This is a genomic window from Pseudomonas sp. TH08 (genome assembly GCF_016651275.1).
Classification (GTDB): Bacteria; Pseudomonadota; Gammaproteobacteria; order Pseudomonadales; family Pseudomonadaceae; genus Aquipseudomonas.
Map to the genome: position 1 here is coordinate 39339 of NZ_JAEKEE010000003.1, position 24968 is coordinate 64306.

At 57.3% G+C, this 24968-nt stretch carries 27 protein-coding genes and 1 pseudogene; 14 read left to right on the forward strand and 14 right to left on the reverse strand.

Going from position 1 to position 24968, the window contains the following annotated elements; translation table 11 throughout:
• Positions 1-13 precede the first annotated feature (13 nt).
• The 3 genes from JFT91_RS13580 to JFT91_RS13590 are packed head-to-tail and all read left to right on the forward strand — an operon-like array spanning position 14 to position 2663.
• Complete coding sequence (locus JFT91_RS13580) at positions 14-550, forward strand: P-loop NTPase family protein (protein ID WP_201232677.1); 537 nt, start codon at positions 14-16, stop codon at positions 548-550.
• Positions 547-1266 (forward strand): hypothetical protein, encoded by a 720-nt coding sequence (locus tag JFT91_RS13585; protein ID WP_201232678.1) that lies wholly within the window; start codon positions 547-549, stop codon positions 1264-1266. The genes JFT91_RS13580 and JFT91_RS13585 overlap by 4 nt, the downstream gene beginning before the upstream one ends.
• Positions 1267-1268: 2 nt before the next feature.
• Complete coding sequence (locus JFT91_RS13590) at positions 1269-2663, forward strand: aminotransferase-like domain-containing protein (protein WP_201232679.1); 1395 nt, start codon at positions 1269-1271, stop codon at positions 2661-2663.
• Between the two features lie 6 nt (positions 2664-2669).
• Here JFT91_RS13590 and panB read toward each other — a convergent pair whose 3' ends face one another.
• A complete protein-coding gene (gene panB, locus JFT91_RS13595) occupies positions 2670-3485 on the reverse strand; it encodes a 3-methyl-2-oxobutanoate hydroxymethyltransferase (RefSeq protein WP_201232680.1) in 816 nt (271 codons plus the stop codon).
• Positions 3486-3887: 402 nt separating this feature from the next.
• Between panB and JFT91_RS13600 the strand changes: the two genes are divergently transcribed.
• The 6 genes from JFT91_RS13600 to JFT91_RS13625 all read left to right on the forward strand — a co-directional run bounded on the left by JFT91_RS13600 (position 3888) and on the right by JFT91_RS13625 (position 6640).
• Complete coding sequence (locus JFT91_RS13600; protein ID WP_201232681.1) at positions 3888-4373, forward strand: GNAT family N-acetyltransferase; 486 nt, start codon at positions 3888-3890, stop codon at positions 4371-4373.
• A complete protein-coding gene (locus JFT91_RS13605; RefSeq protein ID WP_201232682.1) occupies positions 4370-4798 on the forward strand; it encodes a hypothetical protein in 429 nt (142 codons plus the stop codon). Before JFT91_RS13600 ends, JFT91_RS13605 begins: the two co-directional genes overlap by 4 nt.
• 67 nt (positions 4799-4865) lie before the next feature.
• Positions 4866-5774: an alpha/beta fold hydrolase gene (locus JFT91_RS13610; RefSeq protein WP_201232683.1), complete on the forward strand. Its 909-nt coding sequence runs from the start codon at positions 4866-4868 to the stop codon at positions 5772-5774.
• A gap of 135 nt (positions 5775-5909) precedes the next feature.
• The gene (locus JFT91_RS13615) at positions 5910-6104 is read left to right on the forward strand and encodes a hypothetical protein (protein ID WP_201232684.1); all 195 of its coding nucleotides are present in this window, start codon (positions 5910-5912) and stop codon (positions 6102-6104) included.
• Entirely contained in the window at positions 6101-6427 is a 327-nt protein-coding gene (locus JFT91_RS13620) for an arsenate reductase/protein-tyrosine-phosphatase family protein (protein WP_201232685.1), read from the forward strand. Before JFT91_RS13615 ends, JFT91_RS13620 begins: the two co-directional genes overlap by 4 nt.
• 54 nt (positions 6428-6481) lie before the next feature.
• On the forward strand, positions 6482-6640 hold the full coding sequence (locus JFT91_RS13625; protein WP_201232686.1) for a DUF2986 domain-containing protein: 159 nt from the start codon (positions 6482-6484) through the stop codon (positions 6638-6640).
• Positions 6641-6654: 14 nt separating this feature from the next.
• Here JFT91_RS13625 and JFT91_RS13630 read toward each other — a convergent pair whose 3' ends face one another.
• The 10 genes and pseudogenes from JFT91_RS13630 to JFT91_RS13675 all read right to left on the reverse strand — a co-directional run.
• Positions 6655-7347, reverse strand: a complete 693-nt coding sequence (locus JFT91_RS13630; protein WP_201232687.1) for a M24 family metallopeptidase — start codon at positions 7345-7347, stop codon at positions 6655-6657.
• Between the two features lie 125 nt (positions 7348-7472).
• A complete protein-coding gene (locus JFT91_RS13635; protein WP_201232688.1) occupies positions 7473-7793 on the reverse strand; it encodes a hypothetical protein in 321 nt (106 codons plus the stop codon).
• A gap of 61 nt (positions 7794-7854) precedes the next feature.
• The gene (locus JFT91_RS13640; protein ID WP_201232689.1) at positions 7855-8415 is read right to left on the reverse strand and encodes a hypothetical protein; all 561 of its coding nucleotides are present in this window, start codon (positions 8413-8415) and stop codon (positions 7855-7857) included.
• A 190-nt stretch (positions 8416-8605) separates the two neighbouring features.
• Positions 8606-9322, reverse strand: a complete 717-nt coding sequence (locus JFT91_RS13645) for a class I SAM-dependent methyltransferase (protein ID WP_201232690.1) — start codon at positions 9320-9322, stop codon at positions 8606-8608.
• A 287-nt stretch (positions 9323-9609) separates the two neighbouring features.
• On the reverse strand, positions 9610-10932 hold the full coding sequence (locus JFT91_RS13650; protein ID WP_201232691.1) for a purine-cytosine permease family protein: 1323 nt from the start codon (positions 10930-10932) through the stop codon (positions 9610-9612).
• A 111-nt stretch (positions 10933-11043) separates the two neighbouring features.
• On the reverse strand, positions 11044-12018 hold the full coding sequence (locus tag JFT91_RS13655; protein ID WP_201232692.1) for a 5-oxoprolinase subunit C family protein: 975 nt from the start codon (positions 12016-12018) through the stop codon (positions 11044-11046).
• Positions 12015-12887 carry a 5-oxoprolinase subunit B family protein gene (locus JFT91_RS13660; RefSeq protein ID WP_201232693.1) on the reverse strand — a complete coding sequence of 291 codons (873 nt, stop codon included), beginning with the start codon at positions 12885-12887 and terminating at the stop codon, positions 12015-12017. Before JFT91_RS13660 ends, JFT91_RS13655 begins: the two co-directional genes overlap by 4 nt.
• Positions 12884-14257 carry an acetyl-CoA carboxylase biotin carboxylase subunit gene (locus tag JFT91_RS13665; protein ID WP_201232694.1) on the reverse strand — a complete coding sequence of 458 codons (1374 nt, stop codon included), beginning with the start codon at positions 14255-14257 and terminating at the stop codon, positions 12884-12886. The genes JFT91_RS13660 and JFT91_RS13665 overlap by 4 nt, the downstream gene beginning before the upstream one ends.
• A 10-nt stretch (positions 14258-14267) precedes the next feature.
• The gene (locus JFT91_RS13670) at positions 14268-14513 is read right to left on the reverse strand and encodes an acetyl-CoA carboxylase (protein WP_201232695.1); all 246 of its coding nucleotides are present in this window, start codon (positions 14511-14513) and stop codon (positions 14268-14270) included.
• A gap of 98 nt (positions 14514-14611) precedes the next feature.
• Positions 14612-15364 (reverse strand): annotated as a pseudogene (locus JFT91_RS13675) (5-oxoprolinase subunit PxpA); the annotation flags it as partial.
• A 142-nt stretch (positions 15365-15506) separates the two neighbouring features.
• On the opposite strand from JFT91_RS13675, the gene JFT91_RS13680 reads away from it, so the two are divergent.
• Positions 15507-16424 carry a LysR family transcriptional regulator gene (locus JFT91_RS13680; protein WP_201232696.1) on the forward strand — a complete coding sequence of 306 codons (918 nt, stop codon included), beginning with the start codon at positions 15507-15509 and terminating at the stop codon, positions 16422-16424.
• Between the two features lie 188 nt (positions 16425-16612).
• On the opposite strand, the gene JFT91_RS13685 is transcribed toward JFT91_RS13680, so the two are convergent.
• From JFT91_RS13685 to JFT91_RS13695, 3 genes are read right to left on the reverse strand one after another with little or no spacing between them, the layout of a single operon-like run.
• The gene (locus JFT91_RS13685) at positions 16613-17476 is read right to left on the reverse strand and encodes an HNH endonuclease (RefSeq protein WP_201232697.1); all 864 of its coding nucleotides are present in this window, start codon (positions 17474-17476) and stop codon (positions 16613-16615) included.
• A 1-nt stretch (position 17477) separates the two neighbouring features.
• Positions 17478-18134, reverse strand: coding sequence for an AAA family ATPase (locus tag JFT91_RS13690; protein ID WP_201232698.1), 657 nt, complete (start codon positions 18132-18134; stop codon positions 17478-17480).
• Entirely contained in the window at positions 18112-19125 is a 1014-nt protein-coding gene (locus tag JFT91_RS13695) for a hypothetical protein (protein ID WP_201232699.1), read from the reverse strand. The genes JFT91_RS13690 and JFT91_RS13695 overlap by 23 nt, the downstream gene beginning before the upstream one ends.
• A gap of 432 nt (positions 19126-19557) precedes the next feature.
• Between JFT91_RS13695 and JFT91_RS13700 the strand changes: the two genes are divergently transcribed.
• The 4 genes from JFT91_RS13700 to JFT91_RS13715 all read left to right on the forward strand — a co-directional run bounded on the left by JFT91_RS13700 (position 19558) and on the right by JFT91_RS13715 (position 24831).
• Complete coding sequence (locus JFT91_RS13700) at positions 19558-20016, forward strand: metallophosphoesterase family protein (RefSeq protein ID WP_201232700.1); 459 nt, start codon at positions 19558-19560, stop codon at positions 20014-20016.
• A gap of 72 nt (positions 20017-20088) precedes the next feature.
• Complete coding sequence (locus JFT91_RS13705) at positions 20089-22476, forward strand: DUF3772 domain-containing protein (RefSeq protein WP_201232701.1); 2388 nt, start codon at positions 20089-20091, stop codon at positions 22474-22476.
• Positions 22477-22681: 205 nt separating this feature from the next.
• Positions 22682-23863 (forward strand): MFS transporter, encoded by a 1182-nt coding sequence (locus tag JFT91_RS13710; RefSeq protein WP_201232702.1) that lies wholly within the window; start codon positions 22682-22684, stop codon positions 23861-23863.
• An 89-nt stretch (positions 23864-23952) separates the two neighbouring features.
• The gene (locus JFT91_RS13715; RefSeq protein ID WP_201232703.1) at positions 23953-24831 is read left to right on the forward strand and encodes a LysR family transcriptional regulator; all 879 of its coding nucleotides are present in this window, start codon (positions 23953-23955) and stop codon (positions 24829-24831) included.
• Positions 24832-24968 lie beyond the last annotated feature (137 nt).

Genomic DNA, 24968 nt, shown 5'->3' on the forward strand with positions numbered 1-24968 from the left:
AAAGGATTTGCACATGCAGCGCATCGTTATTCTGGGCAACTCAGGGAGTGGAAAATCGACCCTGGCGCGCGAGATCGGCAAACGTCTGGATCTCCCGGTGGTGCATCTCGATCCGCTGTTCTGGGAGCCTGGCTGGATCGAGCCGGATAACCAGGTTTTCCGCGAACGGCTGCGACAGGCCATAGCCGGTGACGCCTGGGTCTGTGAGGGCAATTATTCGCGCCGCACCTTCGATCTGCGGCTGCCCCGTGCGGATCTGATTATCTGGCTCGATACACCGCGCCTGACCTGTTTGCGCCGGGTCATTCTGCGTAGCGCCTTGAACCGGCCACGCGCGGACCTGCCGGCCGGCTGCACCGAGCGACTGGATAAAGCGTTTCTGGGCTTTCTGAAATTCGTCTGGCACTTTGATCGGGTCAATCGCCCCGGCATTGAGGCCAACCGATTGGCCATTGGCTCGCAAATACCGGTCGTTCACCTGCGGGGTTCGCAGCAGATTTCGGCGTTTCTCGCCGGCCTGTCGACTCAAACGCAAACGGCTGAAGCATGAAAATCTACTGGCCGATGTTCTGGTCTCAGCATCGAGGAATCGACTACGGCACCGCCACGCTTCGCCTCGATGATATTTTGCCAGGCGTGGGCAAAAGCACCTTCGCGTTCTTCGATATCAACGACCTTCCGGCCGACGGCGAAACCATCGACCTGGTCTGGACCCCGCCCGTTTCCGACTTGAATGGCTGGAGTGAACAGCCTTCGGAAATTGCCCAAAGCTATCTTTTGCAGGCAAAAGTGCTTGGCGCGACTCAACCTACAGCCCCAACAACAGAAGCCTCACGCCGCATCCACTGTGGCAAACGCGAATATGCGCTTGATGTTGTTTCCTGCGAGCGGTTTCTGGCGGTACTGCAAGCACTCGCGCCGCACGCAAACCCATGGCATCTACTCAGCAATGCATGGGCGTGGGAACGGATCTCGTGGTGCGGTAGCGCGGTCGTTGAAGGCTTGACCTATCTGACAGCGACATCGAACGAGGCCTATATGGAGTTGATTGTCGAGGAGGCTGGCGAGCAGATCATCGGGCTCTTCTCGTTGCACATGGATCCCGGTGGCGCATGCGAGGAATTCGGCAAAAAGATACTGATGGGCGAGGAACGGCGGTTGATCAGACAGGCACTCGACAGCGCGCAGGCGCTGCATGACTCACAGCCTGCTTACCTGGTGGAGACGGTGCTGATGTCAGCGGACCGCAGCAATCACAGCGAGTGAGTATGGATACCCGAAAAGACGCGGTGTTTGCCTATCAGGCCGTTTACAGCTATCTCGTCGAACTGATCGAAGCCGCCAGCCCCGAGGGAGAGCAGAAACTGCCGTCACTGCGGCAATTGGCGCAGCGTTTGAACGTGTCGGTGTCGACGACCAAGTACGCCTATTCACTCCTGGAAGACCAGGGGCGCATCTACGCCCGGCCCAAGCTCGGTTACTACACCAAAGCGATGCATTCGGCATTGGTCAGCGAAGGATCGCCGAACCTGCTCGACAGTGTTTTCGCCAGTGCCCGGCAACCCGGCATGCTCGCGCTCAGCAGCGATGCGCCAGCCATGTTGCTGTCGCTGGAGAACCCCTTGCTGATGACCGAGCGCGAGCTGACGCGCCAGTACCCGCGCTCTCATGCGCCGCTCTATCAACCGTTTGGCGAAATCGAGTTGCGCAGCGTTCTGGCTGATCGCTACACCCGTTCGACGCGTTGCTACTGGCGTGCCGAGCACGTGTATATCGGTTCCGACCTGCGCAGCGTGCTCGAGTTATCCCTCGAAGCCTTACAGTTGACCGGCACCGTGGCACTGGTGGAATCGCCGTGCTCGTGGGCGATTTTGCGCCAACTGCACGCAGCGAAGATCCGTGTGATCGAAGTGCCGCTGGGTGACGATGGCCGCTTCGACTTGCCGCAGCTCCAGCTGTTGTTGCAGCGCGAGCCCATCAGCCTCGCCGTGTTGTCGTCGACTGTGAGTATTCCCCACGGCAGCCTGATGCCGGCCGAGGACAAGAAGCTGATCTGTCGCTGGTTGGCCGAACGGCGCGTCTGGCTGTTTGAAAATGACAGCTACGGCGATTTCTGTTTCGAGCCGGACGCCACGCGTTATCGGGACTTTGCCGACCCGGAGCGGCTGGTGGTGTTTTCGACGTTCGACAAGATCATCGGCTCGGAAGCCCCGTACGGTTACGTGCTCTGTCGCCAGCATGGGCAGCAATTTCATCGGCTGTTTATCGAGCGAGGGTTTCGCCTCTCGCCGACCCGGCAGAAAGCAATCGCCCGACTGTTCCACTCCCGACGTATCGACCAGCACCTGCAAACGCTGCGCGCGCTGTTGGAGGAGCGCATGCAGCGCATGAAGGCGTTACTGGAGGAACACGGCAAAGGCCAATGGCAAGTGGTGGTCCCGCAGGGCGGCGCGAGTTTCTGGCTCAAAACCACACACCCGGTGGACATGCGCCGGGTCTTTGAACGCCTGCTGGCGCAACGCATCGTCATCATCCCGGGGGAAGTCTTCAGTCAGCAAGGCTACTGGAAACATCACTTGCGCCTGAGCTACACCCTCGAATGGAACAAGGACATCGCCCAGGCCTTGAAGCAACTGGCGCAGGCGATCGGCGAAGCGCGCTAGTCCGGCTCAGAGACCATAACAATGCCGCGCTTCAGGGAATTGCCCCTGACGCACCTCCTCGGCAAAGCGCTCGCAGGCATCGCGGATCACTGCGCCGACATCGGCGTACTGTTTGACGAAGCGTGGCACCTGCGCACTGCCCAGGCCCAACACGTCCTCGGTCACCAGCACCTGACCGTCGCACGCCGGCGAAGCACCAATGCCGATAGTGGGCATTTTCGAATCGGCAGTGATCTGCCGAGCGACGCCTTCGGCCACGCCCTCAAGCACCAGACTGAACGCACCGGCCTGAAGATTGGCCCGGGCGTCCTCGGCAATCACCGCGCCGGCTTCAGCGCTCAGGCCCTGCGCCTTGAACCCGCCCATGACGTTGACGAACTGCGGCATCAACCCGACGTGAGCCATGACCGGTATACCGCGCGCCACAAGGAACTCGACGGTCGACGCCAAGGCCTTGTTGGCCTCCAGCTTGACCGCGTCACAGCCGGTACGCGCCAGCACTTGAGCGCAATTGCGAAAAGCCTGTTCATGGGATTCCTGATAGCTGCCAAACGGCATATCGGCGATGACGCAGGCCAGTTGCGTGCTATCGACCACCGCCCGGGTGTGGCCGATGATTTCTTCGAGCTGCATGCTCAGTGTCGAGCTACGGCCATAGCCGACCATTGCCGTCGAGTCGCCGACCAGAATGAAATCGACAATCGGGTCGATCAGCCTGGCGATAGCGCTGGTGTACGCGGTCAGCGAGACGATTTTCTGTTGGCCTTTCATCGCCACCAGTTGCGGAACGGTCAGTCGTTTGGTGCGGGTATGGATGCTCATTTGCTCTTCCTGAGAGGATTGCCCGTGGGTGAGAGACCTCGTCGAAGGCCCTGTCGAATGCTGCCAATGGACATTCGACTCCCAGCGGATTGAGCGCTCGATTATTGGCTGGACCGGGAAGAATTCAATGTACAGATTTGCCCTGAAAACCAACCCAGCCACTCGCTGATTTGACCAATACCCCGTGGCGAGGGAGCTTCCTCCCGCTGGGACGCGAAGCAGCCCTCGACTCACTGATTAACCAAGGGGGACTGCTGCGCAGTCCAGCGGGAGCAAGCTCCTCGCCATAGGATGCAGGCTGCTACCGGGTCGAGCAGTTGGTAAAAATCAGCGGTCGGTTATCTCGACTGCGCCCTGTAATATCCTCATGCACCGTCAACACACTCAAGGAATACACCCGTCATGGATGAAACCATCACTTACCGGCCCGCCACGGCGCAAGATGCCCTGACCATGTGTGAGTTGGGCCAACTGCTCAACTCGGTACACCACGACGCCCGCCCCGACATCTACGCGGCCGCCACCGAAGACTATTCACGTGACTTGCCGCACTGGTCCGGTATTTTCGAGAAGCCGGGTCAGGTGGCGTTTATCGCCACCGTTGACGGTCAGGCCGCTGCGTTCATTACCGCCAACCTGTCGGCCAGCTCCGGGCCGCTGATGCAGCCGCAGAATGTCGTGCGGATTGGTTCGGTGTGCGTCGCCGAGCCGTATTGGGGCAAAGGCCTTGGTCGCGGGCTGATACAACGCGTCAAGGACTGGGCCATCGAGCATGACGCTCAGGATTTGCGACTGACCGTCTGGCCGTTCAACGAACGCGCGGCGCGTATGTATGAAGAGTTTGGCTTCGAGAATCGTGCCGTCGAAATGGGTATGCGTCTGGAATGAGCAGGCAAAAACGACTGACCCTGATCGTCTTCGGTTTATTGCTGTTCTACGCCGGGCTATGGACGGCCTCAGACTGGTGGGAAAGAGCGCTCGCCAAGCCGGACGGGGCCGCGGATATCAGCCCTGACGGCTGCGTGCGTGTCCAGCAGTTCAGACCCCATTGGCTGTTGTTCAACTCCTTTCATCCTCAGTTCCACCCGGACGATCCGCAGGATCGGACGTGGTTCGTCAGTTGGGAGAGCCCGGCGTTTTTTCGTTTGTACGACAATCGCAATGGCCAGTTGCTCGGCGAGAGCGAAATCTACGATCTGGTGGCTTATGGGGGACCGATATCCTGGGGTTATGGCCCCTACCGCACCGTTTACGCCGGCATGATCCAGATCGGCACCACACCGTCCGACTGCCCGGGCAATCATCAAGGCTAGCTCTCCAATTCGACTACGCTGATCGAGCGCGCTTACTTCCTGCGCTCGTCTGATTGGAGCCATCGACATGACGCGCCCGCTGCTGACCGCTCTTACCTTGCTCGCCCTGAGCCTGCCGGCCCATGCCGACGTGACGCCCTTCCCCGCGACCTTTCACACCCAGCAGATCAAGGCCGACGGGGCGACGATGCATGTGCGTGTCGGCGGCAAAGGTCCGGCGGTGGTGCTGTTGCATGGCTTCGGCGATACCGGCGACATGTGGGCGCCGCTGGCGGCGGATCTGGCGCGTGATCACACGGTGGTGGTGCCGGACCTGCGCGGTATGGGGTTGTCGTCGATCCCGCAAGACGGTTACGACAAGAAGACTCAGGCGGCGGACATTCGCGCCGTCCTGGCCGCACTGAAGATCGAACACTCGGTGGTCATCGGCCATGACATCGGCACCATGGTCGCCTTCGCCTATGCCGCGCGCTATCCGCAACTCACCGATCGGCTGGTGGTGATGGATGCGCCTGTTCCCGGCATCACCCCGTGGAACGACATCGTTCGCTCGCCGATGCTCTGGCACTTCGATTTCGGCGGCGCGGACATGGAGCGTCTGGTGGCCGGACGCGAGCGGATCTACCTCGACCGCTTCTGGAACGAGTTCGCCGGCACCCCCGCCAAGGTCGACGAAGGCACGCGCCAGCACTACGCCAAACTCTACGCCCGGCCTGGTGCCATGCATGCAGCGTTTGCGCAGTTCCGCAGCATCCGCCAGGACGCCATCGACAACGCGCCAGTGCTGCAGCATAAATTGAGCATGCCGGTGCTGGCCGTCGGCGGTGAAAAGTCCTTCGGCAACAACGAAGCGATCGTGATGCGCAACGCTGCGGACAATGTCACGGAGGTGGTGATTCCGGCGGCGGGACACTGGTTGATGGAGGAAGCGCCGGTGCCGACGATCAAAGCCGTTCGAGACTTTATCTCGATGTGAGGGAGTGGCGGTATTTTTGCTGCGCATGCCAGCCACGAGAAACGCCGAAACTAGTCACCGCCGCGATTCACGCTTACCATAGCCACAACTCGTATTACCGCGGCTGCTGAACCCGGTACTCACGAGGACATGACCATGGAAAGAACCCGCGCCTGGCGACGTCAACAGGCCCGAAAAAACGGCAATGTCAAAGCGGCCGATCCGCTGAAGTTCAAGCCGCAAAAGAACTGGAAGCTGATGTACACCCGTGGCGACAAGCTGATCAGGGCACGCCAACTCGGCATGAGCTATCCCATTCGCTCCACTCGCCAATTGTTGGATCAAGCGTGACCAATCTCCTGTTCGTCTGCAGCCGCAACCAGTGGCGTAGTCCCACGGCAGAAGCCATCTGGCGCCGCCGTGACGGCTTCAATGTCCGCTCGGCAGGCACAAGCCCGAACGCACGCAAACCGATCGGCCCGGCGGATATTCGCTGGGCCGATTTGATCTTTGTCATGGAACGCAAACACCTCAATCGCCTGCACGCCGAATACGCCCGCCTGCTTGAGCACAAACGGATCTACTCGCTGGATATCCCCGACGATTATCAGTTCATGGATCCGGAGCTGGTGGACATACTGGAAGATGCCGTGAAGCCCTACCTCAACGCGTAAGCTTCAGGCGCAAATCGCTGCCTTCATTCAAGATTTTCAAACCGAGCAGAACACATGAATCGTCAAAAAAAGCTAAAGCAGTTGTTCAAGGAAAAGGCCAAAAAGGCCAGCGCCAAACTGGCACCGAAAAAAACTAAATACATCAGCAAGGCTGACCGGGCGAAACTGGAAGCCGAGGCTAGTTCGGAGTCGGTGGTTTCCTCCGAGGGCTGATTCAGGTTTCTGCCCTACAGTTCACAGGGCGCGCCGTCCTCGTCGAAGTAGTAGATGTTTTCATGCTTGTAACCCCACTGACCACCGTGCAAACGGATATGCGGTTCGAACGTGAAACAGGACACCTCACCCAGTTGCCGGTGATTACCCGATTCGATGTAGAGCCTTTGCTCCCGTCGCTCGCAGATGCTGTGACCGACGTTGCCAAGGAAATCCAGATTCTCGAAACCGATATCGAGAACCGCCTCGTTCGCCCACTCATACAATTCGTTAAACGTGGTTTCAGGACGAACAAATTGCAGCATGTGCGCATGCAAGCGTTGTTGCACCGCGTATCCGCCAGTGAACGCCTCACCTACTGGCACCGTTCGACACACCCCATCTTCAACGTAAAACGAACGAGCGCAATCGCCCCAGATCTCGCCTGATCGCGGGCTGAGATCGACGGTTACCAGGTTATGTAAGCCGGCCTTCTCTTCACTGGGCTGATAGTCGCGGCCCGACACTGAAAGCAGGCTACGCGACCCCAAAAGTACGAAGGCCGGGCAATCGTAGTACCAGGTTTGCGGGTACCCCGCGTGCGCCAGCCGGTCGGCGGCGAACTTTGCGATAGAGGCTTCCGAAGAGCCTGGGGTGATGTGATCAACGAGTTGGGCGAGAACGGATTTCGCCGCTGCCTGGACGGGTCGATTGCGTGGCGCGGGCATGAACGGAAGCTCCTTTTATGGCCGGTTCGATTAAAGCTGATTGAGTATCCGCAGTTACTTTCCTCCCAGCCGTCGGCCAGCGTTTATTGGCTGACACAGCGTACTCGCTCACTCAAGCACTGCTTTCAGGCTCTGATCTCTGCCAAGTAATTTTTGAGCTTTTCGTACTCGTCAAAAGTCAGTTCATAAGTGACGAGGATTTTCTGTCCCGGCAGTGGTTTAAGCGCCAGTAGTCTGTGCAAAAACTGCCACGCCCACACCAACAAAATCAGAAACACCACGTAGACAAGAAGATAAATACTGAAGACAAATATAAGCTGCGAACCATCACTAAAATCCAAAAGCGAAGAAAGATAGATCAACGTATTGGTACCAACTATAAACAACAGCATAAAAATCCATAACAGAAAGTTCCGCACACCAACTGACAGCTTCATACTTTTCATTTTCGGTACCTGAGTAGCTAAACGTATAAAAATTCAAAAAAATGCTGAGCGAGCGCCTGAATCAAATGCCTGTCGTCACGTAATACCAACCCCCACCCATCTCGGTGACGCTGGCTTTTTCTGCCGCGTCAGGCTGGTATTTGGTGAGCGGTGAATAGACATAAGATGCGTAACATAGAAAGCACGAAAGATCGATTTGTGCGAACGACACACTGCCTTGCGCGGACTGAACGCTGAGCCTTACAGGAGCAATTTTTGCCTTTTTCGCCGCCTCCCTGGCTTTTGCAAACAGCGCTGTTCCTGATCCATTAAACGGTGTTTTCTCGTCACCGACTCCACAAGTCGAGGCGGTCGAGTTGGCATACTCCGCCGACTCGACACGTACACTCTCACACCAGTCCTGGTCCTGATAATAAGAGATTCCATAGCCGTGAAACGTCGTAACCAGAGCATCTAACCGAGGCACCATTTCGGGCTTCGTTGAATCTGCCATTGCGTAGATAACCAGCACAATCAAAGCCAGTATTGCGGCGATACCCAACACTAACTTAATCAAAACCGAGACCAGATATTGAATCGTGCAGAGTAGAACATGGGCTGTCGATTTAATGAAACGCATCATGACGACTTAAATACTCCGGCCAGCGAAAACAGCACGCAATTCGGTAGTTTCACCGGCGTGACTTCTTTCATCTCGTGGAGGTTCGGGGATCGCGGGGACAAGCATACTTCCGTATTCACTCTTCAATCATCCTTGTTCGTCCCGGGAGAATCCTGTCCCGGGAGTGCGGCGCAGAGGATACACGATTCGCTCAGTCCCTTTTACACGTCAGCCAGGCGCCCCAGAAAAGACTACTGAAAAACCGTGTCGCCTGACCAAACCCGGTGTCATCCAGCAACTGCTGAACCGCCGCCTCGGAGTGCGGAGGATCGGCGCCCTGCAGAATCTTCCCCAGCTTGGCTTGCACCTCCTGCGCACTCGCGCCCTGCTGCCGCCAGCGCTGCGCCCAGGCCTCTAGCAACAATGGTTGGCTGGCGTAGGCGTAATGATTGCCCGCCACAATCAATGGCGCGCCCGGCTTAAGCCGAGCCTGAACCGCACGCAGGATTTGTTGCTTGGCAGCATCGCCCGGCAGGTGATGGAGCACACCGATCAAAGTCGCTGCATCAAAGGATTCATCCTCTGGCAGATCCTCGACCTGTCCCAGATGCACCTGAGTTCTGTGTAACAGATCGTTAGCCTGTAATTGCTGCGTCGCGGCCTCCAACATGGGCGCGGAAGGATCGACTGCGGTGAACGTCCAACCCGGCTCCAGCGCGCCCATCGCAATGATCTCCTGCGCCGTACCGCCCGCGCCAACCACCAGCACCTTGGCCGATCGAGACTGGCCGAGGCTGGCGGCCAACATGCACGCGGCCAGATCGTGACAAGCGTCATAACCGGCCAGGGCGATGCGACTTTGCTGGGCGTATTCGTTGGCGCGGGCGGTGTCGAATTTATCGGCGGATGTGGGAGCGGATGCGTTCAATGGGCGATTCTCCTTGTCTTTGCAGCAAGGTACGCCGGGGGATCGGATAAGAAAAATGCATTGATTTTATGCGGTGCATTCCCGTGAGGAATGTGAGCCATCCACACACCATTGCAAACGAACCCGACACCCGACTTCAGGAAAGCAGTCCATCCCGATGAATTCCCCGACTCCTTGATGTGACCAAGTAGCCCCTCTCGTTCAGTGGCGATCAACAAGCTTTTCGCCACTGAACACCGCCTCCGCCATCGGTCGGAAGTCGTCACCGGATGAGTGACTGCAAAACTCTACTCCGCCAACCGTAACCGCCACTGGCTTCGATGGGATAAGCCTGCCTGCAAGGCAAACGCTGCTATCACCGTAGCGGGCGCGGAAAAGCTGCTTAGGCTGCCGCCGCAAAACATCAACGCCAGCCCCAAAGCGGTGGCGCCAAACCACGCCGTCAAGCCCACCGGGTTAAACGCAAGCACCCGTTCGAGCGCTGCCACGTCACTGCGTCCGTAGAGAATGTGCGCCAACGCCACACCCACCCAGGCCACCACGAAAATCCCCTGATAGGCCAGCGCCTTGAGGATGTAGGCAAACACGTCCGCGAGCATCAAGCCGTAGACGATCACCCCCACCGCCACTGCCCAAATCAGGTACGAACCGCGAAGGCCAAATCGACCGAAGAATGCCTGCATGTTCAGGGTCGCCAAGTAATAGTTGGCGGTGTTGATCCGGGTTTGCGTGGCCCAGACAAACAGCAAGCCCCACAGGCCCATCAACTGCAAAATCGCCATCACCACCGAGACTTCGTTCAGTGCGCCTTCGTGGGGAATGCTGTTGACCAGGTAAATGCCCGCCGCGCCGTTGAGCAGAAACGTCACCGCGTAGAACGGCATGCCGAAGTTCCAGCGACCGTGGTACTCGGCGTCTTCGGGTTTGCCGAAACGCGCATAGTCGAAGGTGAACAGCATCAACACCCAGACGCCCATGTAGGCGACAAAACAATCCCACCAGCCGAATGCAGTGGGCGTTGCCGGGCCAAAATCCAGCCATTGCGGCTGGTAGCCATACCGGCTGATCGATAGCCCCACTGCCACCAGCAAACCACCGAGGTACACCGGCAGCAAAACACCGTTGAGCTTGTCCAGCCAGTGCTGCACGCTGCCGAGGATCATCGGCACGCTGTAGAGCACCACCACCAGTGCCGCCAGCGGATAGATCAGTTCCGGGTACAGGTGATTGAGCGCGACGGCGATCACCGAGCCTTCGAACACCGCGTAATAAATCGCGGTCGAGAAGAAAATCAATGTCGCCAGACACGCCCCGGTGCTGCCGAACAACAGCCGTGAAAACAACGCCACCGATAAACCGCTGCGAATCGCAAAGCGGCTGAGGACGCTGTTGACCAGTCCATAACTGATCACCGACAGCACCATGCCGATCAGCGCATTGCGCGCACCGAACGACAACGCCAATGAAGCACCCACCACGATGTAAAACATCGCACTGCACACCGCCCACCAGGCCATGGTCAGCGACAGTCGCCCCATGCGCGCATCAGTGGGCACAGGATGATGCGCCGGGTCTTGCCCGGTTTGACTCGATTGCGATAAAGCAGCCATATGCGTGAACTCCAGAACCAGTCAAAGGTTGAAGCGCGGGCAGCCGTCACCGCACCGAAGTGCGGCGTTGGCGTACCGTTTGGCATGGCCCGCGCTAGACGGCGGGCAGAATCAGGAAGGGAACAGCTTGCTCAGGCAGCTGAGTTTTTTCTTATAGGAACGTCGCGCTTCCAGCGCCTCTTCGAGGGTTACCGCGACAAAGCGGGCCTTCTGGTTGGGTTGCATCTGGCCGATCAAATCAAGGTCGGCGCTGATCACCGTGCCAATCATCGCGTAGCCGCCACCGGACACCGCATCACGGTGCAGCACGATAGGTTCGAGCCCGGCGGGCACCTGGATCGAGCCGATCGGGTAGCAACTGTCGACGATGTTCGACGGATCGGAACCGGCGCCGAACGGCTGCTCCCGGGGCTGGAAGCCCAGCGCGCTGCCGCCCTTGAAGCGATAACCGATGCGGTCGGCTTCCGAACCGACCGTCCACGGCTCGGCGAAAAAGCTCTTCGCCGCCGACTCGCTCAAGCGGTGGTAGTACAAACCCGGCACCACCCGCAGGGTGATTTCGCCACCCAATGATTGCCGCAACGCCATGGGCAAACTGGCCCCGGCACGGCTCTTGCCACTGGCGATACCCACCGGCAATTGGTCGCCTGCAACCAGACGCCGCCCGTGAAAACCGCCGAGCGCACCCAACGCATAAGTGGAGCGGCTGCCGAGCACCAACGGCACATCAATACCGCCGGCCACCGCCACATAAGCGCGAGCGCCCGCCTTGGGAAAGTCAAAGCGCAGCACCTGCCCGGCCTTCACGCTGAACGCGGTGTCATGGTGCATTTCCACGCCATCGACCCGAGGCGTCATGTGCGCGCCGCTGACCGCCACCAATGCATCCTGTAGAAACTCCAGCTCCGGCCCGAGCAGCGTGCATTCCAGCGCCGCTGCGCCGGCCGGGTTGCCGACCAATTGATTGGCCGCGCTCAATGCGTATTGATCAAGCGCGCCGGACGGCGGAATGCCCAAGTGGTAATACCCTTCGCGGCCAAGGTCTTGTACCGAAGTGGCGAGGCCGGGTTTGAGGACCTTGATCATGCCAACACCTCCTGCAACGACTTGGGATAGCCAACGGGATCGGCGAGGAAAGCGTCCAGTGAAAACTCCACCGGCCGAATCCGCAGATCAAAGCTACCGGCATCCACTTCAGCGACCGCGCGGTCGTAGGCTTCACGGTCCATCGGTTTGAACTGCACGATGTCGCCGGGACGGAAAAACACCATGTGTTCTTTCAGGTACGCGAGGTGCTGTTGCGGGTCGTAGATCGGCGCGGGCGTCACGCCAAACATCTGATAACCGCCGGCGCCACGTACGGAGTAAATGCAGCCAAAGCAACCGCCGTGACCAAGGGTCAATTTCGGTGTGTCGGTGCGCGGACGCAGGTACTTGGGCACCTGCAACTGCCGCTCGCGCTCGACCATCTGGAACATGAATGGCAACCCGGCAACGAAGCCGACCATCGAGACAAACCACGGCGCGCCACTGTGGGCCGCGATGAATGCATCGACGTCGGCCAGACCGTTGATTCGTGCAGCGTATTCCAGATCGGTGGCATTCGGATCTTGATGGCGATCGCGAAAACGCATCAGGGTTTCGTGGGTCCAGGGGTCGTTGTAGAGCACGGGAATCTCGATGATCCGCGTCTGCAACGTGCGCTCGGCGACGGCCCCGGCTTCGGCGGCCTTAACCGCGTCGAGCAAGGTGTGAGGGGCAATGCGGTCCGGGTCAAAACGAATCTGGAACGACGCGTTGGCCAGGCAGATATCGAGCACGCCATCCAGCGCCAGCCGTTCTACGGCGCGGGTTACCGCCAGACCTTTGAAGAACGCGTCCAGCGACATGCTGTCGCTGACTTCGGCAAACAAATGCTCGTCGGCGCCAAAACTGTAGCGGATAGGAGTGCTCATGCGTCACCTCCGCTGCGGCGCTCGGCCAGCCAGTTTTCCAGGGTGCCGGTATGGAAATCGGCGCTGTGCAGCCACGGCTGTTCAAGCAATTCACCGTGTAAGGCCAAGGTATTGGCCATGCCGGTGAGTGTAGTTTGCGCCACAGCCGTTCGTGCCCGGGCCAGGGCTTCGCCGCGATCCGCACCGTGGACAATCAGTTTGGCCAACAGCGAGTCATAGTACGGCGGCACGCGGTAGCCTTGGTACAGATGAGTGTCGACGCGAATGCCCTCACCCTGCGGCCAGATCAGTGCCTCGACCAATCCCGGACTCGGAAAGAAATCCCGCGCCGGGTCTTCGGCATTCAGGCGCATTTGCAGGGCCGCGCCGTGGAGCCTGATGTCGCTTTGCTTGAAGCCCAGCGGTTCACCGCCAGCGATGCGCAACATGGCCTGGACCAGATCGATGCCGGTGATCAGCTCGCTGACCGGGTGCTCCACCTGAATCCGCGTGTTCATCTCGATAAAGAAGAACTCGCCAGTCGCATCGTCATACAGATATTCAAGGGTGCCGGCGCCCTTGTAACCCAAGGATTCGGTCAGGCGCACAGCACTTTCGCAGAGGGTTTGCCGTTGCTGTTGGCTGAGGACTGGCGACGGTGCTTCTTCGAAGATTTTCTGCCGGCGCCGTTGCAGCGAACACTCGCGCTCGAACAAATGCACGGCATGCTGACCGTCGCCCAACACCTGCACTTCAATATGCCGGGCCCGGCTGATAAAGCGCTCCAGATACACCGCGCCATTGCCGAACGCCGCTTGGGCTTCGCGCTGGGAACGGGGGAATTCTTCACGCAATTGCTCGGCGTTTTCCGCCAGCCGAATACCGCGCCCGCCACCACCGGCCGAAGCTTTGATCAACAGCGGGAAGCCAACGGATTCGGCTGCCTTGAGCGCCGCTTCGACGTCGAACAGCTCACCCGGCGAACCCGGCACCACCGGCACCCCAGCGGCTTGCGCCGTGCGTCGTGCCTCGGCTTTATCGCCCATGCGCCGGATCGTCTCTGCGCTCGGACCGACGAAAATCGCGCCGGCAGCCTCCACCGCTTTGGCAAAATCGGCGTTCTCCGACAGAAAGCCGTAACCGGGATGCACTGCGTTGGCCCCCGTGGCTTTCAAGGCGCCGAGCAAGGCTTCGACATTCAGGTAACTTTTGTCAGCACGGGCCGGGCCGAGAATGTGCACCTCATCGGCCAAGAACGCCGCCAGGGAATCGACGTCCGCCTCACTGCATGCGGCAACGGTAGGAATGCCCAGTCCTTTGGCTGCACGGATAATCCGTACGGCGATCTCGCCACGGTTGGCGATAAGCAATTTTTTAATGGCGTTGGTCATGATCGCGCCCTTACTCGTGGTCGAGTGTTGCGACGACTTGACCCGGCTCCACCGGATCACCGTCTTCTACCAAAAAGGCACTGAGGCGACCGGCCGTCCCGGCGGTCAGTTCGGAGAACTGCTTCATGACCTCGATCAGGCCAATCACCGTGTCGGCGCTGACCTGCGCGCCGACCTCGACGAAATTCGCCGATTCCGGTGTGGCTTTACGGTAGAAGGTCCCCGGCAACGGGGTAATTACAGTGTGTTCGGCCATGTCTGTTCCTCTTGGAATAGTTGTAGAAAGGCAGGCAAAAATGAATCCGTGTGCGAACCCCGGCGTCTGTGTGCCGGGTGTTCTCGTTGGGTCTCAGCGGGGGCGCGCACGTCGATCCCGGCGCTGTCGAGCGCCCGGCGCGTGGCTTCGACCAACGCCAGCGCGCCCGGCGTGTCGCTGTGCAAACAGATGGAATCGAATTCAATCGCGAGGTCTTCGCCCTCGACGGTGCGCACCACGCCTTGCTGGCAAGCACGCAGCACTCGCTCGGCGACGTGGGCAGGGTCGTAAGCCCGCACGTTGCGGGTGAAGACGATGGAGCCGCTGAGATCGTATTCACGGTCGGCGTAGAACTCGCGGATCACCGGTTGACCGAGTTCCGTGGCAACCCGCCAGATCACCGAACCGGGCATGCAATACAGCAACAACTCAGGTTCCAGACGCTGCAGGTTCTCCACCAGCAAACGAGCGGCCTCTTCGTCTCGGGCCAGGTGCATGTAGAGCGCGCCGTGGGGTTTGATGTGTTGTAGCGCCACGTCTTGAACCCGGGCGAGTTCACGCAAGGCGCCCAACTGATAGAGCATGTCGTCGACCAGTTCCTGGGCCGGCGCATTGATGTGCCGACGGCCAAAACCTACCAGATCGCGAAACCCCGGATGCGCGCCGATGGCCACGCCCAGGCGCTTGGCCTGTTCAACGGTGCGACGCATGGTGCTCGGGTCGCCAGCATGAAAACCGGTGGCGATGTTGGCCGAACTGATAAAGCCCATCAGCTCATCGTCGACACCATCGCCGATGGTCCAGGGGCCAAAACCTTCGCCCATGTCCGAGTTGAAATCTACTGCCTGCATGACACTTGCTCCCGACGCTTGTGACTTCATGCAAGCAAACTTAGATTTCTGTTTACCCCTTGGGAAGATCTATTATCAGATAGGCCTTCTTCTGAAAAACAGATAGCCCTAAAAAATCCAAACCTCGTTATCCGGAGTGTTCATGTCGCTGACCTTGCGCCAAGTCCGTTATTTCGTCGCCACCGCCGAGATCGGGCAAATCTCTCAAGCCGCGATTCATTTGAATATTTCCCAGTCGGCGGTGACCACGGCGATCAAGGAGCTGGAAGGCATCCTCGGCACGCTGTTGTTCCAGCGCTCGGCCCAAGGCATGAGCCTCACCGACGCCGGGCGGCACTTTTTGAATCGGGCCTACGTGATTTTGCGCAGCGTCGACGACGCGTTGAACAGCCCGTTACCGGACATCCGTGCCAGCGGTGTTTTGCGCCTGGCGGCGAGCTACACGGTGATCGGTTACTTCCTGCCGCACCACCTGCAACGGCTTGAACACTGGCATCCGGACGTGACCATCGAAGTCCACGAACAAGAACGTGCAGCTATCGAGCAAGGGCTGCTGGAAGGTCGATTCGACATGGCCGTGGTGCTCACCGCGAACCTCACCCACCCGGACATCGTCTCGGAAATCCTCTTCAACTCCGAGCGCCGGTTATGGCTGCCCAGCCGCCATCCCCTGTGCGAGCGCTCGGCAGTCAGCCTCGCCGACGTAGCCAACGAACCCTACATTCTGCTGACCGTGGACGAAGCCGAACAAAGTGCAATGCGCTACTGGGAACACGCGCGACAGCAGCCAAACGTGCGCGTGCGCACTAGCTCAGTCGAAGCGGTGCGCAGCATGGTCGCCAATGGCAGCGGCGTGGCAATCCTCTCGGACCTGGTACACCGCCCCTGGTCACTGGAAGGCAAACGCATCGAAACCCTGACAGTCACCGACAAAGTGACGCCCATGAGCGTCGGACTGGCGTGGCATCGCGAGCGCGAATTCAGCCCGGCGATGCAGGCGTTTCGTAACTATTTCCACGATGCTTTTTTAGCGCCGCAGCAGTTGTCTGCGCGACGCTGAAAAGCGAAAACCCTGCCTTCTTTTTTTAAATTTACGATGAGTACGAAAAAGCCATCATCCTTAAAAAGTTGGTGAAAGAAGTATTTCGCCACCAATTTCTCTACAAACCTTGTTTGTTGCAGAACGCTATTCAACACTAAACAGACGTCCCGTACGCAAGGAAGCTCTCATTTAAATCGAACGTAAACTTATGCTAGTGGTCCATTTGGCAACCTTCCCGCCTTGTGCATTGATTGATAAATCCACAAAAATACTGGCGGACTCAATAAACCGCTTATAAATACAGAATCCCACGTATTTCGTCCATCCCGAGCCTCATCGATCGTATCCCGCTCCTTAATAAGCATTTTTTCTAATTCTACCAAGGACACTGGATTTTCCTCGAGAGATCTTATAACCAAGCTTGGCTTAAGTATCAACTTGCCCCAAAGAGTGCCCAAATATCCAATAATACCTGTTTTCAAGACAACTTCTCGGACATGAAAAGAAATTGCCGAGTAGTTGCGATGCGCAGAATCAACCGCAAGCCTTATTGTTATTCTCGGGACAGGACCCAACTCCTCGAAATGCGCTTCAATTAAGCGCTCAGACAAACACTCATCAAAATATGGATGAAGAATTCTCTCACCTCCACGGCCAACTAACGTTTCGCTTCGAAGAGAATTACACGCGCACGCCTGAACAAGGTTTTGAGAAAAAACTGAAAACTCAGGATAAGTATTTTTAGGCAATATATGATCCAAAGTTCCGCTTAGCATGGACCCACACATCGGGCACCCGAGATATCTACTCTTAGCCCTCATCTGCTTTATGTACTGCAAGTCTTTAGGCGGAGTGGAATAATGCCCTTTTAGAAAAGCCCCTGCAGCAGCAGAAATCCTCACTGGAAAAACAACAAAGGCATTACCTTCAGCGGCGACATATTGCTTGTAGTTGGCGCGAATATAACTTAACGAAGATTTAAGCAAAGGATAACTTTTCGCACGAACATTATTTGAAAGCGCCTCAATAGCCGAATCATCATCATATGCAGGTCGCATTATTTTATTCAACTTAATCAACCTCCAAAGCGCGACGCAACGAACTCAAAACCTCAAGAGAAAGCTTATTTTTATAATCACCATATAAATCCTCCCAACTATCGTAAATCTCAAGCAATCGCCTTTCAACTCTTAAGGCAAGATTCGAAGGTTCATCTTCATTAAAAACAAAATATGATATCGCCCCAACGTCTGCACCAAATGTCTGCAGCGCAGTTACCGGTGTCTCGACAAAACCGTTACTATTGACTCGCAATACGGTAACCTGCTCCGGAAACACCTCCCTAACAAAATAAACAGAGTGCGTCGCTATGATAGCGGCTGATCCAGTCAACTCGAGCAATCGGTCAAGGAGATCTACAAATTTGCTTATAAAGTTTGGATGCAAATGTGTCTCTGGCTCATCAAGCAATAAAAGCGATCCATTCTCAACATATAAGCTAGCTTGAGCAGCAAACCTCAAAAAAGAGATCTCGCCACTACTTAATGGATATCCCTTACCACCAACAACTCTAACTGGATCTTTACTAAAATTTATTGATGCGTAGAGATTCAGAGCACGTTCTTCACCAAGAACTTTCAGATCTTCGAGCCTTATAAACCCTTCACCGCCAGCCTTAGATTGAACGCATATTTCTTGCCACCGGCTAATGGCCTCTAGAGACTCCACAAACAAATCCCATCTCGATAACTCGCCGAGATACTCCACGGATCGGGAAACTTGAACAATTAAATCTGAAACACGCCCTCTTGTTTTTTGGGATGCCCCCTCTGTTAAGAGCGAATCTTTTGTACCAAACCTTTGAGCGCTTACGTCGATCACTTGGAAACACTGACCCGGCTTCGTTCGTAGGGGCGAATGCCAGTATCCTGTTGAATATTGGCCTTTGATGGGAGTCGGCATCGGTTAACGCCTTATCCCCAGTTATTGCAGCATTCACTATTCTGCCGAGTGTTTGACTTTTACCGACACCATTTTCACCGATTATTACTGCAATGCGCTTAGGAAGTTCCTCATCATGACCAAATCTAAATAGCATTTCATGTGAATTTATTTTCCCTGGCAACTGAAAAACAATCGCCAAACTACTTGACATATTACGAAACTTCTCAAAAGCCAACCCTCGAAGAATTGACCCCGCATTATTGAATGCATAAAAAGATTCTGTATTCCTCACAAAAGACTTAAGAAAAACATCAGACTCAAGTGCAAGTCCAAGCCAATTACCTGGCGTCTTGAACTCCCCCAAAGCAACTAAATCGTTCATTGATTTCAATATACGAACTGCGCTATCGACGCCAAACTCTCTCGACAATTTCCGATAAGAATCCATATCTGGCAACATTGTAAAAAAACCATGCCCTACCGTAGCCGGAAGGACATAAATATTTGCACCGCCCAACAAATCATTTAGCCTATCTACACCATTTAAATCTTTTGAGGAATTAGTGAGAAAACCAATATACCCCCCTACAACCAAATCACCATGCTCTTTTAAATGGACATGTATATCAATTTTAGTTCTAAATCCAAAATCATTCCACCTGTCCGAACTCGGAGATATATAAATAATGTCCTCCGCCAACAACTCAGGCTGAAACAGCTCTGTAGAAAACACAACTTGGATGTTTTGGTTTTGCTCATTAAGTCCCTGCTTCATCCTACCTCCCTCCCTCACTCAATCATCCATATCTTTAGATACAACCAATCCCGAACCACTTTGACACTTCCATTAAAACCCAAGAGCAAACTAAAAAAATAACGCCACAAAAATAAATTTCACTTTACAAAAAACAAAGCCAGAGTACATAACAGCCCTCTAAAAAATTCTCATTTGAGCGCTTAGACTTTTCAAAAATCGAGCTACCCTTTGTGCGATTTTCTCCTCCATTTAAAGGCAGCGATCGGAGTTAGATTTACTCAGCAAGACGAAATAATGGCATTTAGCCAGAAAACAGTAAAATTAAATTTTGGTTGACACGATGTCCAATGCCGTTGGCCGTATACATAGCTTCTATTTGTTAATGCATGAGATGGTCAGCCTGCCGAAATGATCGTAGCTTTGCCGAGACCAGATGAATCATGACTCCCCATGAAAACCGCCATCATCTCCGACACCCACGGCCTCCTCCGCCCCGAAGCCCTCGCCTGCCTTCAGGGCGTCGACCTCATCATCCACGCCGGCGATATCGGCAGCGCTGAAATCCTCGACCAACTAGCCGCAATTGCGCCGCTCCACGCCGTACGCGGCAACAACGACCTCGACCTCCCCTGGGCCGCCACCCTCCCCGACCATCTAACCTTCGACCTCAACGGCTGGCAAACCCTGCTGACCCACGACATCGCCGACGTCCCCAGCGACCTCGACCCCGCCATCAAGCTCATCATCACCGGCCACTCGCACAAGCCCTTGATCGAATGGCGTGGTGACCGTTTGTATCTCAACCCTGGCAGTGCCGGGCGCCGTCGTTTCAAACTGCCGGTCACGCTGGCCTTGCTCGACGTCACTCCAGACGCCTTGCAACCCGAGCTAATCCACCTCCTGCCCTGAAACTTTTCCTCGACCCGCGCCTTGATCACCTAACCTCATAGACTGTGTGATCAATTCGGGTCCGTCTTTTCCATGCGCAACACATTGAACTCGCTGTTTTTTATCGCACTCATCCTGCTCGTTTCGGGCGGTTCTTCATCGCTGTGGGCGGCGGATCTGCCGGCGTCTTCCGAGACCGCTGCCGCGCCGCTGCCGGTAATCAGTCAAAGTGACTTGCAGGCGCTGCAACTGCGCCTCGATGGGCTCAAACAGCAAATCTCCTCCGCGAACAATTACAACCAGCTCGAAGGCCCGCAGGATCGGGTGCAGGCATTTATTCTGGACGTCGATAAGTTGTCGGCAGCGTTGTTACCGCAGCAGGCGCAATTGACTGTGCAATTGAGCGTGTTGGGCGCGGCGCCAGATACGGACATAGCGGCCGAGCAGGCGGATATCGTCGCGCAGCGAGCGGCGCTGACGGAGCAGAAAAACAAGGTCGATGGCACACTGAAGAGTCTCGCGGCGTTGAAGCAGAGCGCGGCGGATCTGATCACGCAGATCGCCGGTATTCGCCGCACATTATTGGAGAGCGAACTGACCTTGGGCACCGACAGTGTGCTCAGCCCGGACTTCTGGTCGCCATTGGTCAGCCCTTCGCCGGATGATCGCAAGCGCTTGCAGTTTTTCATCGAGCAGATCGGTGAAACCTGGGCCACGGTGTGGGCGCCGGGGCAGCATTTTTACACGGTAGTGCTGGTGCTGCTGGCGCTGGTTATCTGGACGGTCGGGCGGCGGTTGGCCGAGCGTGGGCTGACGTGGATTTGCATTCATCGTATGCCTGAAGGCCGTTTGCGCCGCAGTGCGCTGGCGTTTGCCTCGGCTCTGGCGACAATCGCGACCACCGCCCTCGCCCTGCATGTGCTGTTCTACGCCCTTACCCGTCACGCGCCGTTGACGCCAGTGTTGTCGACGTTTTCCGAGGAGTTCGAGAAGGTCGTCTATGCGTGCGTGCTGATCACCGGACTGAGTCGTGCGTTGCTGTCGACTCAACATCCGTCGTGGCGGTTGCCGGCCATTGCCGATCCGGTGGCGCAAGCGTTGAAGCCGTTTCCACGCATTCTGTCCTGCACCTTGCTGTTGTTGGTGACGCTGGTACAGGTCAGCAATGCCACGGGCATGAGCAGTCAGATTGTGCTGGCCGGACGCGGCGTCATTGCCATTGTGGTGCTGGCGATTGTGCTGACGATGCTGTTGCGCGTCGGTAAGGTGCGCAAGGCGATGATCGCCGCCAATGACGCGGCGGCAGCGGGCAGTACCTTCGCCGGGGTGGTTTACACCGTCGCCAGTTTGTCGATGTTGGTGGCGGCGTTGGCACTGCTCACGGGTTACGTGTCGCTGGCGCGGTTCATCACCTATGAAATGGTGTGGGCGTACATCGTGCTGTCGGGATTCTATCTGCTGATCCAGGTGGTGAAGGACGGCTGCGAGCATGCGTTTTCGCCCAAACATGCGAGCGGCAAAGCACTCAAGCAGTTGTTGGGAGTTGAAGATCGACGGCTCGATCAGTTCTCGATTCTGCTGTCCGGTTTCAGTCGCGCCGCCCTGTTGTTGCTCGCGGTGATCGCGTTGTTCGTCGGTGGCATCGGCACCACGCTCGGGCAACTGGCGACCAACATCATGGCAATCCTCGGTGGTGCCGGGTTGCGCAAATTCAACATCGTCCCGGCGCATTTGCTCAACGCGGTGCTGGCGCTGTTGATCGGGATCTGGCTGATCCGCGCTCTGAGCCGCTGGCTCGACAATGAGTTCCTGCCGAAAACCGACATGGACCCGGGCATGTGCGCGTCGCTGAGCACGCTGTTTTCCAACCTCGGCTACGCGGTTGTGATTCTGCTGACGCTGTCGTCGCTGGGCGTGCAGTGGACCAACCTGGCGTGGATCGTCAGTGCGCTGTCGGTGGGGATCGGTTTTGGTTTGCAGGAGATCGTCAAGAACTTCGTCTCGGGCCTGATTCTGCTGACTGAGCGACCAGTGAAGGTCGGCGACTTGATCAGCATCAGCGGCGTCGAGGGTGACATCCGCCGGATCAACGTGCGCGCCACGGAAATCCAGCTCAGCGACCGCTCGATCGTGATCGTGCCGAACTCGCAACTGATCTCGCAGAACCTGCGCAACGTCACCCTCGGCGGCAGCGCTCAAGGGGTGGCGTCGCTCGAGTTGATGTTCCCGCTGGATATTGATCCTGAGGAGGTCAAGGAACTGTTGCTGGGCACCTACCGCGAGAACGAGACCGTCCTCGACAAACCGGCGCCGTTTGTGCGCTTCAGCAAGCTGTCGCCGGACGGGATTACCTTGACGGTGACGGGCTACGTTAGCAGCCCACGGATTGTCGGGGGGACCAAAAGTGATCTGTTGTTCGAGATCCTCAAACGCCTGGGCGCGGCGGGGATTGAGTTGGCCAAGCCTCCGGCAAGCGCCTGACTTGTCTCACCGTCACCCCTTTGGAGCTGCGGCACGCTGCGATCTTTTGATTTTAAAAGAATGGATCAAAAGATCGCAGCGTGCCGCAGCTCCTACAGGGATTTGCCATAAATGGATTTATACCCATACACCGAATAACCAATTTCATTTATAGATCATTGCTCTCTAGCCTCTCGCCATCTTCCCCTTCCCGAGAGAGGCTCACATGCCCTTTGTCATTTACATCTTCACCCTAAGCGCCTTCGCCTTAGGACTGGCCGAGTTCGTGCCGATTGGTTTGACCGACGTCATGGCCCGCAGCCTCGGCGTCGACGTCGAAGCCACGGGAGCGACCATCACCGCGTATGCCTTGGGCGCCACGCTGTCAGCGCCGCTGTTCAGTGCATTGACCGCTCGTTGGTCACGCAAGAACGTGATGCTCGCCACGGCGCTGGTGTTTAGCGTCGGTAGCCTGGCGGCGGCGTTTTCGACGACGTTGACGCTGATGCTGGTCGCGCGGTTTATCGCTGGCATGGGGCATGGTCTGTTTCTGGCAGTGGCTTCGAGTACGGCGGCGCGGTTGGCCGGTCCCGGGCGCGCCGGTAGTGCGGTGGCGGTGGTGTTTGGTGGCTTTACTTTGGCCATGGCTATTGGCGTGCCGATCAGCACGTATCTCGGCGGCGTGATGTCGTGGCGTCTGGTGTTGGCGGCGATTGCGGTGTTCGGTGCGATTGGCTTCTTCGGTTTGCTCTTCGGTATGCGTGATCCGCTGCCGACGGCCGCCGACAGCGGCTCGGCGTTGCACAGTCTCAAGGCGTTGCTCAACGGCAAGCTGCTGGCCGGTGCACTGGTGACGGTATTGGGTTATGCCGGCTCCTTCGTCGCCTACACCTACATCGCACCGGTGCTCACCGAGGTGACCGGCACTACCGCCGCCACGGTCGGCGTGTTCATGTTGTTGTATGGCGTGATGGCGGCTATCGGCAATGTGCTCGGCGGCAAACTGACGGATGCCTGGGGTGTCGACCGCGCCAGTGCTGCGTTGATCGCCGGCATTGTGGTGGTGACGGCGGGCATGTGGGCATTCTCCGGTTCAGCGTTGATGATGGGCGTGCTGGTCGCCCTGCTGGGTATGTTCAGTTTTGCCGCAGTGCCGGCACTGCAAGCACGTTTGATCGGGGTTGCCGAACGTCATGCACCGCACGCACATGGGGTCGCGGCAGGTTTGAATATTGCCGGATTCAATTCCGGGATCGCGCTGGGATCAGTGCTGGGCGCCGTCACGATCAGTGAGGTTGGCCTGAGCTTCGTCGGGCTCACCGGCGCAGCGGTTTCGGCGTTGGGCTTGTTGCTGGTATTGAGTCAGATGTCAGCAACTCCACGCTATCGGGCGGCTGAGACTCTGTAAGCCCTCAGCGCACGGAACGCCGCCATGGCGTTCCGTTCCGGCAGGCACAGTGGTAAAAGCAACCTTCACCCTTTGGGCGCCGGAGCACCATGAGCCACCTCACCCACCTGCGAACGTTCCTCGAAGCCTACCGCGCCAAGTCGTTTTCCAAGGCTGCGGAACACTTGGGCATCACTCAACCGGCGGCATCGATGCATATTCAGGCGGTCGAAGCGCTGGTCGGCAAACCGCTGTTCCGGCGCTTGCCACGTGGTGTTGAACCGACTGAAGCGGCGGATGAACTGGCGCGTTCCGTGGCGCCGTTTCTCGATGGGCTGGAAAGCAAGATCGCCTCGCTACGCCCGGGCCTGATCAAGGGTGGCACGGTGCATCTGGTCGGTCCTCCGGACTTTTTCCACGCACAAGTCGCCGCCCGCCTCGCGCCGTTGCTGGACGAAGGTTTCACCTTGCGCTTTCACACCGGCACCAAAACGCGCATTTACGAGATGCTAGAAGCCACACAGATCGATTTCGCGATCACCGCGTCCATGCCCGACGAGCACTCTCACGGCTACGCGCATCTGCTCACCGAGCGCATGTTGCTGGTGTACGCGCCGAGTCTGCTCGAACGCCTCGGACAACAGCCCGGCGAAGAACAACTCAGGCAGGTGCCGCTGATTGCCTTTGACGAAGATCTGGCGCTGGTACGGCCCTTGTGGACGACGATGTTTCAGGTCGCGCCACAGTTGCAGGCAGCGCTGACTATTCCTGATCTGCGGATCATCAAGGACCTGGTGCTCGGCGGCCACGGCTGGAGCGTCCTGCCGGATTATCAGTGCGCCGACGCCATCGCTGACGGTCGACTGATTTCGCCAACGTTGCCGAGCGAAGCGCCGGTCAACGCGCTGTATCTGGTGTGGCGCAAAAGCGTGATCAAGAGCCCCAGCCTGTTGTACGTGCGCGACTTCCTGCTCAACGCATTCCGCTGATTTCTGGCCGGCGCATGAAACTTCAGGTGCGCCCGTCTCGTTTGGTAAAGCAGAAATTCGAAGTAGAACTAATCACCACCACTTCATCGAGTCGCATATTCCACAAATAGAGTTCCAGTCTACTTTTTAGTCTTTTA

Bases quoted from the DNA above. Each gene is read 5' to 3' on its own strand.
- JFT91_RS13580 (WP_201232677.1), top strand. From the start codon at position 14: ATGCAGCGCATCGTTATTCTGGGCAACTCAGGGAGTGGAAAATCGACC.
- JFT91_RS13585 (WP_201232678.1), top strand. From the start codon at position 547: ATGAAAATCTACTGGCCGATGTTCTGGTCTCAGCATCGAGGAATCGAC.
- JFT91_RS13590 (WP_201232679.1), top strand. From the start codon at position 1,269: ATGGATACCCGAAAAGACGCGGTGTTTGCCTATCAGGCCGTTTACAGC.
- panB (WP_201232680.1), bottom strand. From the start codon at position 3,485: ATGAGCATCCATACCCGCACCAAACGACTGACCGTTCCGCAACTGGTG.
- JFT91_RS13600 (WP_201232681.1), top strand. From the start codon at position 3,888: ATGGATGAAACCATCACTTACCGGCCCGCCACGGCGCAAGATGCCCTG.
- JFT91_RS13605 (WP_201232682.1), top strand. From the start codon at position 4,370: ATGAGCAGGCAAAAACGACTGACCCTGATCGTCTTCGGTTTATTGCTG.
- JFT91_RS13610 (WP_201232683.1), top strand. From the start codon at position 4,866: ATGACGCGCCCGCTGCTGACCGCTCTTACCTTGCTCGCCCTGAGCCTG.
- JFT91_RS13615 (WP_201232684.1), top strand. From the start codon at position 5,910: ATGGAAAGAACCCGCGCCTGGCGACGTCAACAGGCCCGAAAAAACGGC.
- JFT91_RS13625 (WP_201232686.1), top strand. From the start codon at position 6,482: ATGAATCGTCAAAAAAAGCTAAAGCAGTTGTTCAAGGAAAAGGCCAAA.
- JFT91_RS13630 (WP_201232687.1), bottom strand. From the start codon at position 7,347: ATGCCCGCGCCACGCAATCGACCCGTCCAGGCAGCGGCGAAATCCGTT.
- JFT91_RS13635 (WP_201232688.1), bottom strand. From the start codon at position 7,793: ATGAAAAGTATGAAGCTGTCAGTTGGTGTGCGGAACTTTCTGTTATGG.
- JFT91_RS13640 (WP_201232689.1), bottom strand. From the start codon at position 8,415: ATGATGCGTTTCATTAAATCGACAGCCCATGTTCTACTCTGCACGATT.
- JFT91_RS13650 (WP_201232691.1), bottom strand. From the start codon at position 10,932: ATGGCTGCTTTATCGCAATCGAGTCAAACCGGGCAAGACCCGGCGCAT.
- JFT91_RS13655 (WP_201232692.1), bottom strand. From the start codon at position 12,018: ATGATCAAGGTCCTCAAACCCGGCCTCGCCACTTCGGTACAAGACCTT.
- JFT91_RS13660 (WP_201232693.1), bottom strand. From the start codon at position 12,887: ATGAGCACTCCTATCCGCTACAGTTTTGGCGCCGACGAGCATTTGTTT.
- JFT91_RS13665 (WP_201232694.1), bottom strand. From the start codon at position 14,257: ATGACCAACGCCATTAAAAAATTGCTTATCGCCAACCGTGGCGAGATC.
- JFT91_RS13670 (WP_201232695.1), bottom strand. From the start codon at position 14,513: ATGGCCGAACACACTGTAATTACCCCGTTGCCGGGGACCTTCTACCGT.
- JFT91_RS13680 (WP_201232696.1), top strand. From the start codon at position 15,507: ATGTCGCTGACCTTGCGCCAAGTCCGTTATTTCGTCGCCACCGCCGAG.
- JFT91_RS13695 (WP_201232699.1), bottom strand. From the start codon at position 19,125: ATGAAGCAGGGACTTAATGAGCAAAACCAAAACATCCAAGTTGTGTTT.
- JFT91_RS13700 (WP_201232700.1), top strand. From the start codon at position 19,558: ATGAAAACCGCCATCATCTCCGACACCCACGGCCTCCTCCGCCCCGAA.
- JFT91_RS13705 (WP_201232701.1), top strand. From the start codon at position 20,089: ATGCGCAACACATTGAACTCGCTGTTTTTTATCGCACTCATCCTGCTC.
- JFT91_RS13710 (WP_201232702.1), top strand. From the start codon at position 22,682: ATGCCCTTTGTCATTTACATCTTCACCCTAAGCGCCTTCGCCTTAGGA.
- JFT91_RS13715 (WP_201232703.1), top strand. From the start codon at position 23,953: ATGAGCCACCTCACCCACCTGCGAACGTTCCTCGAAGCCTACCGCGCC.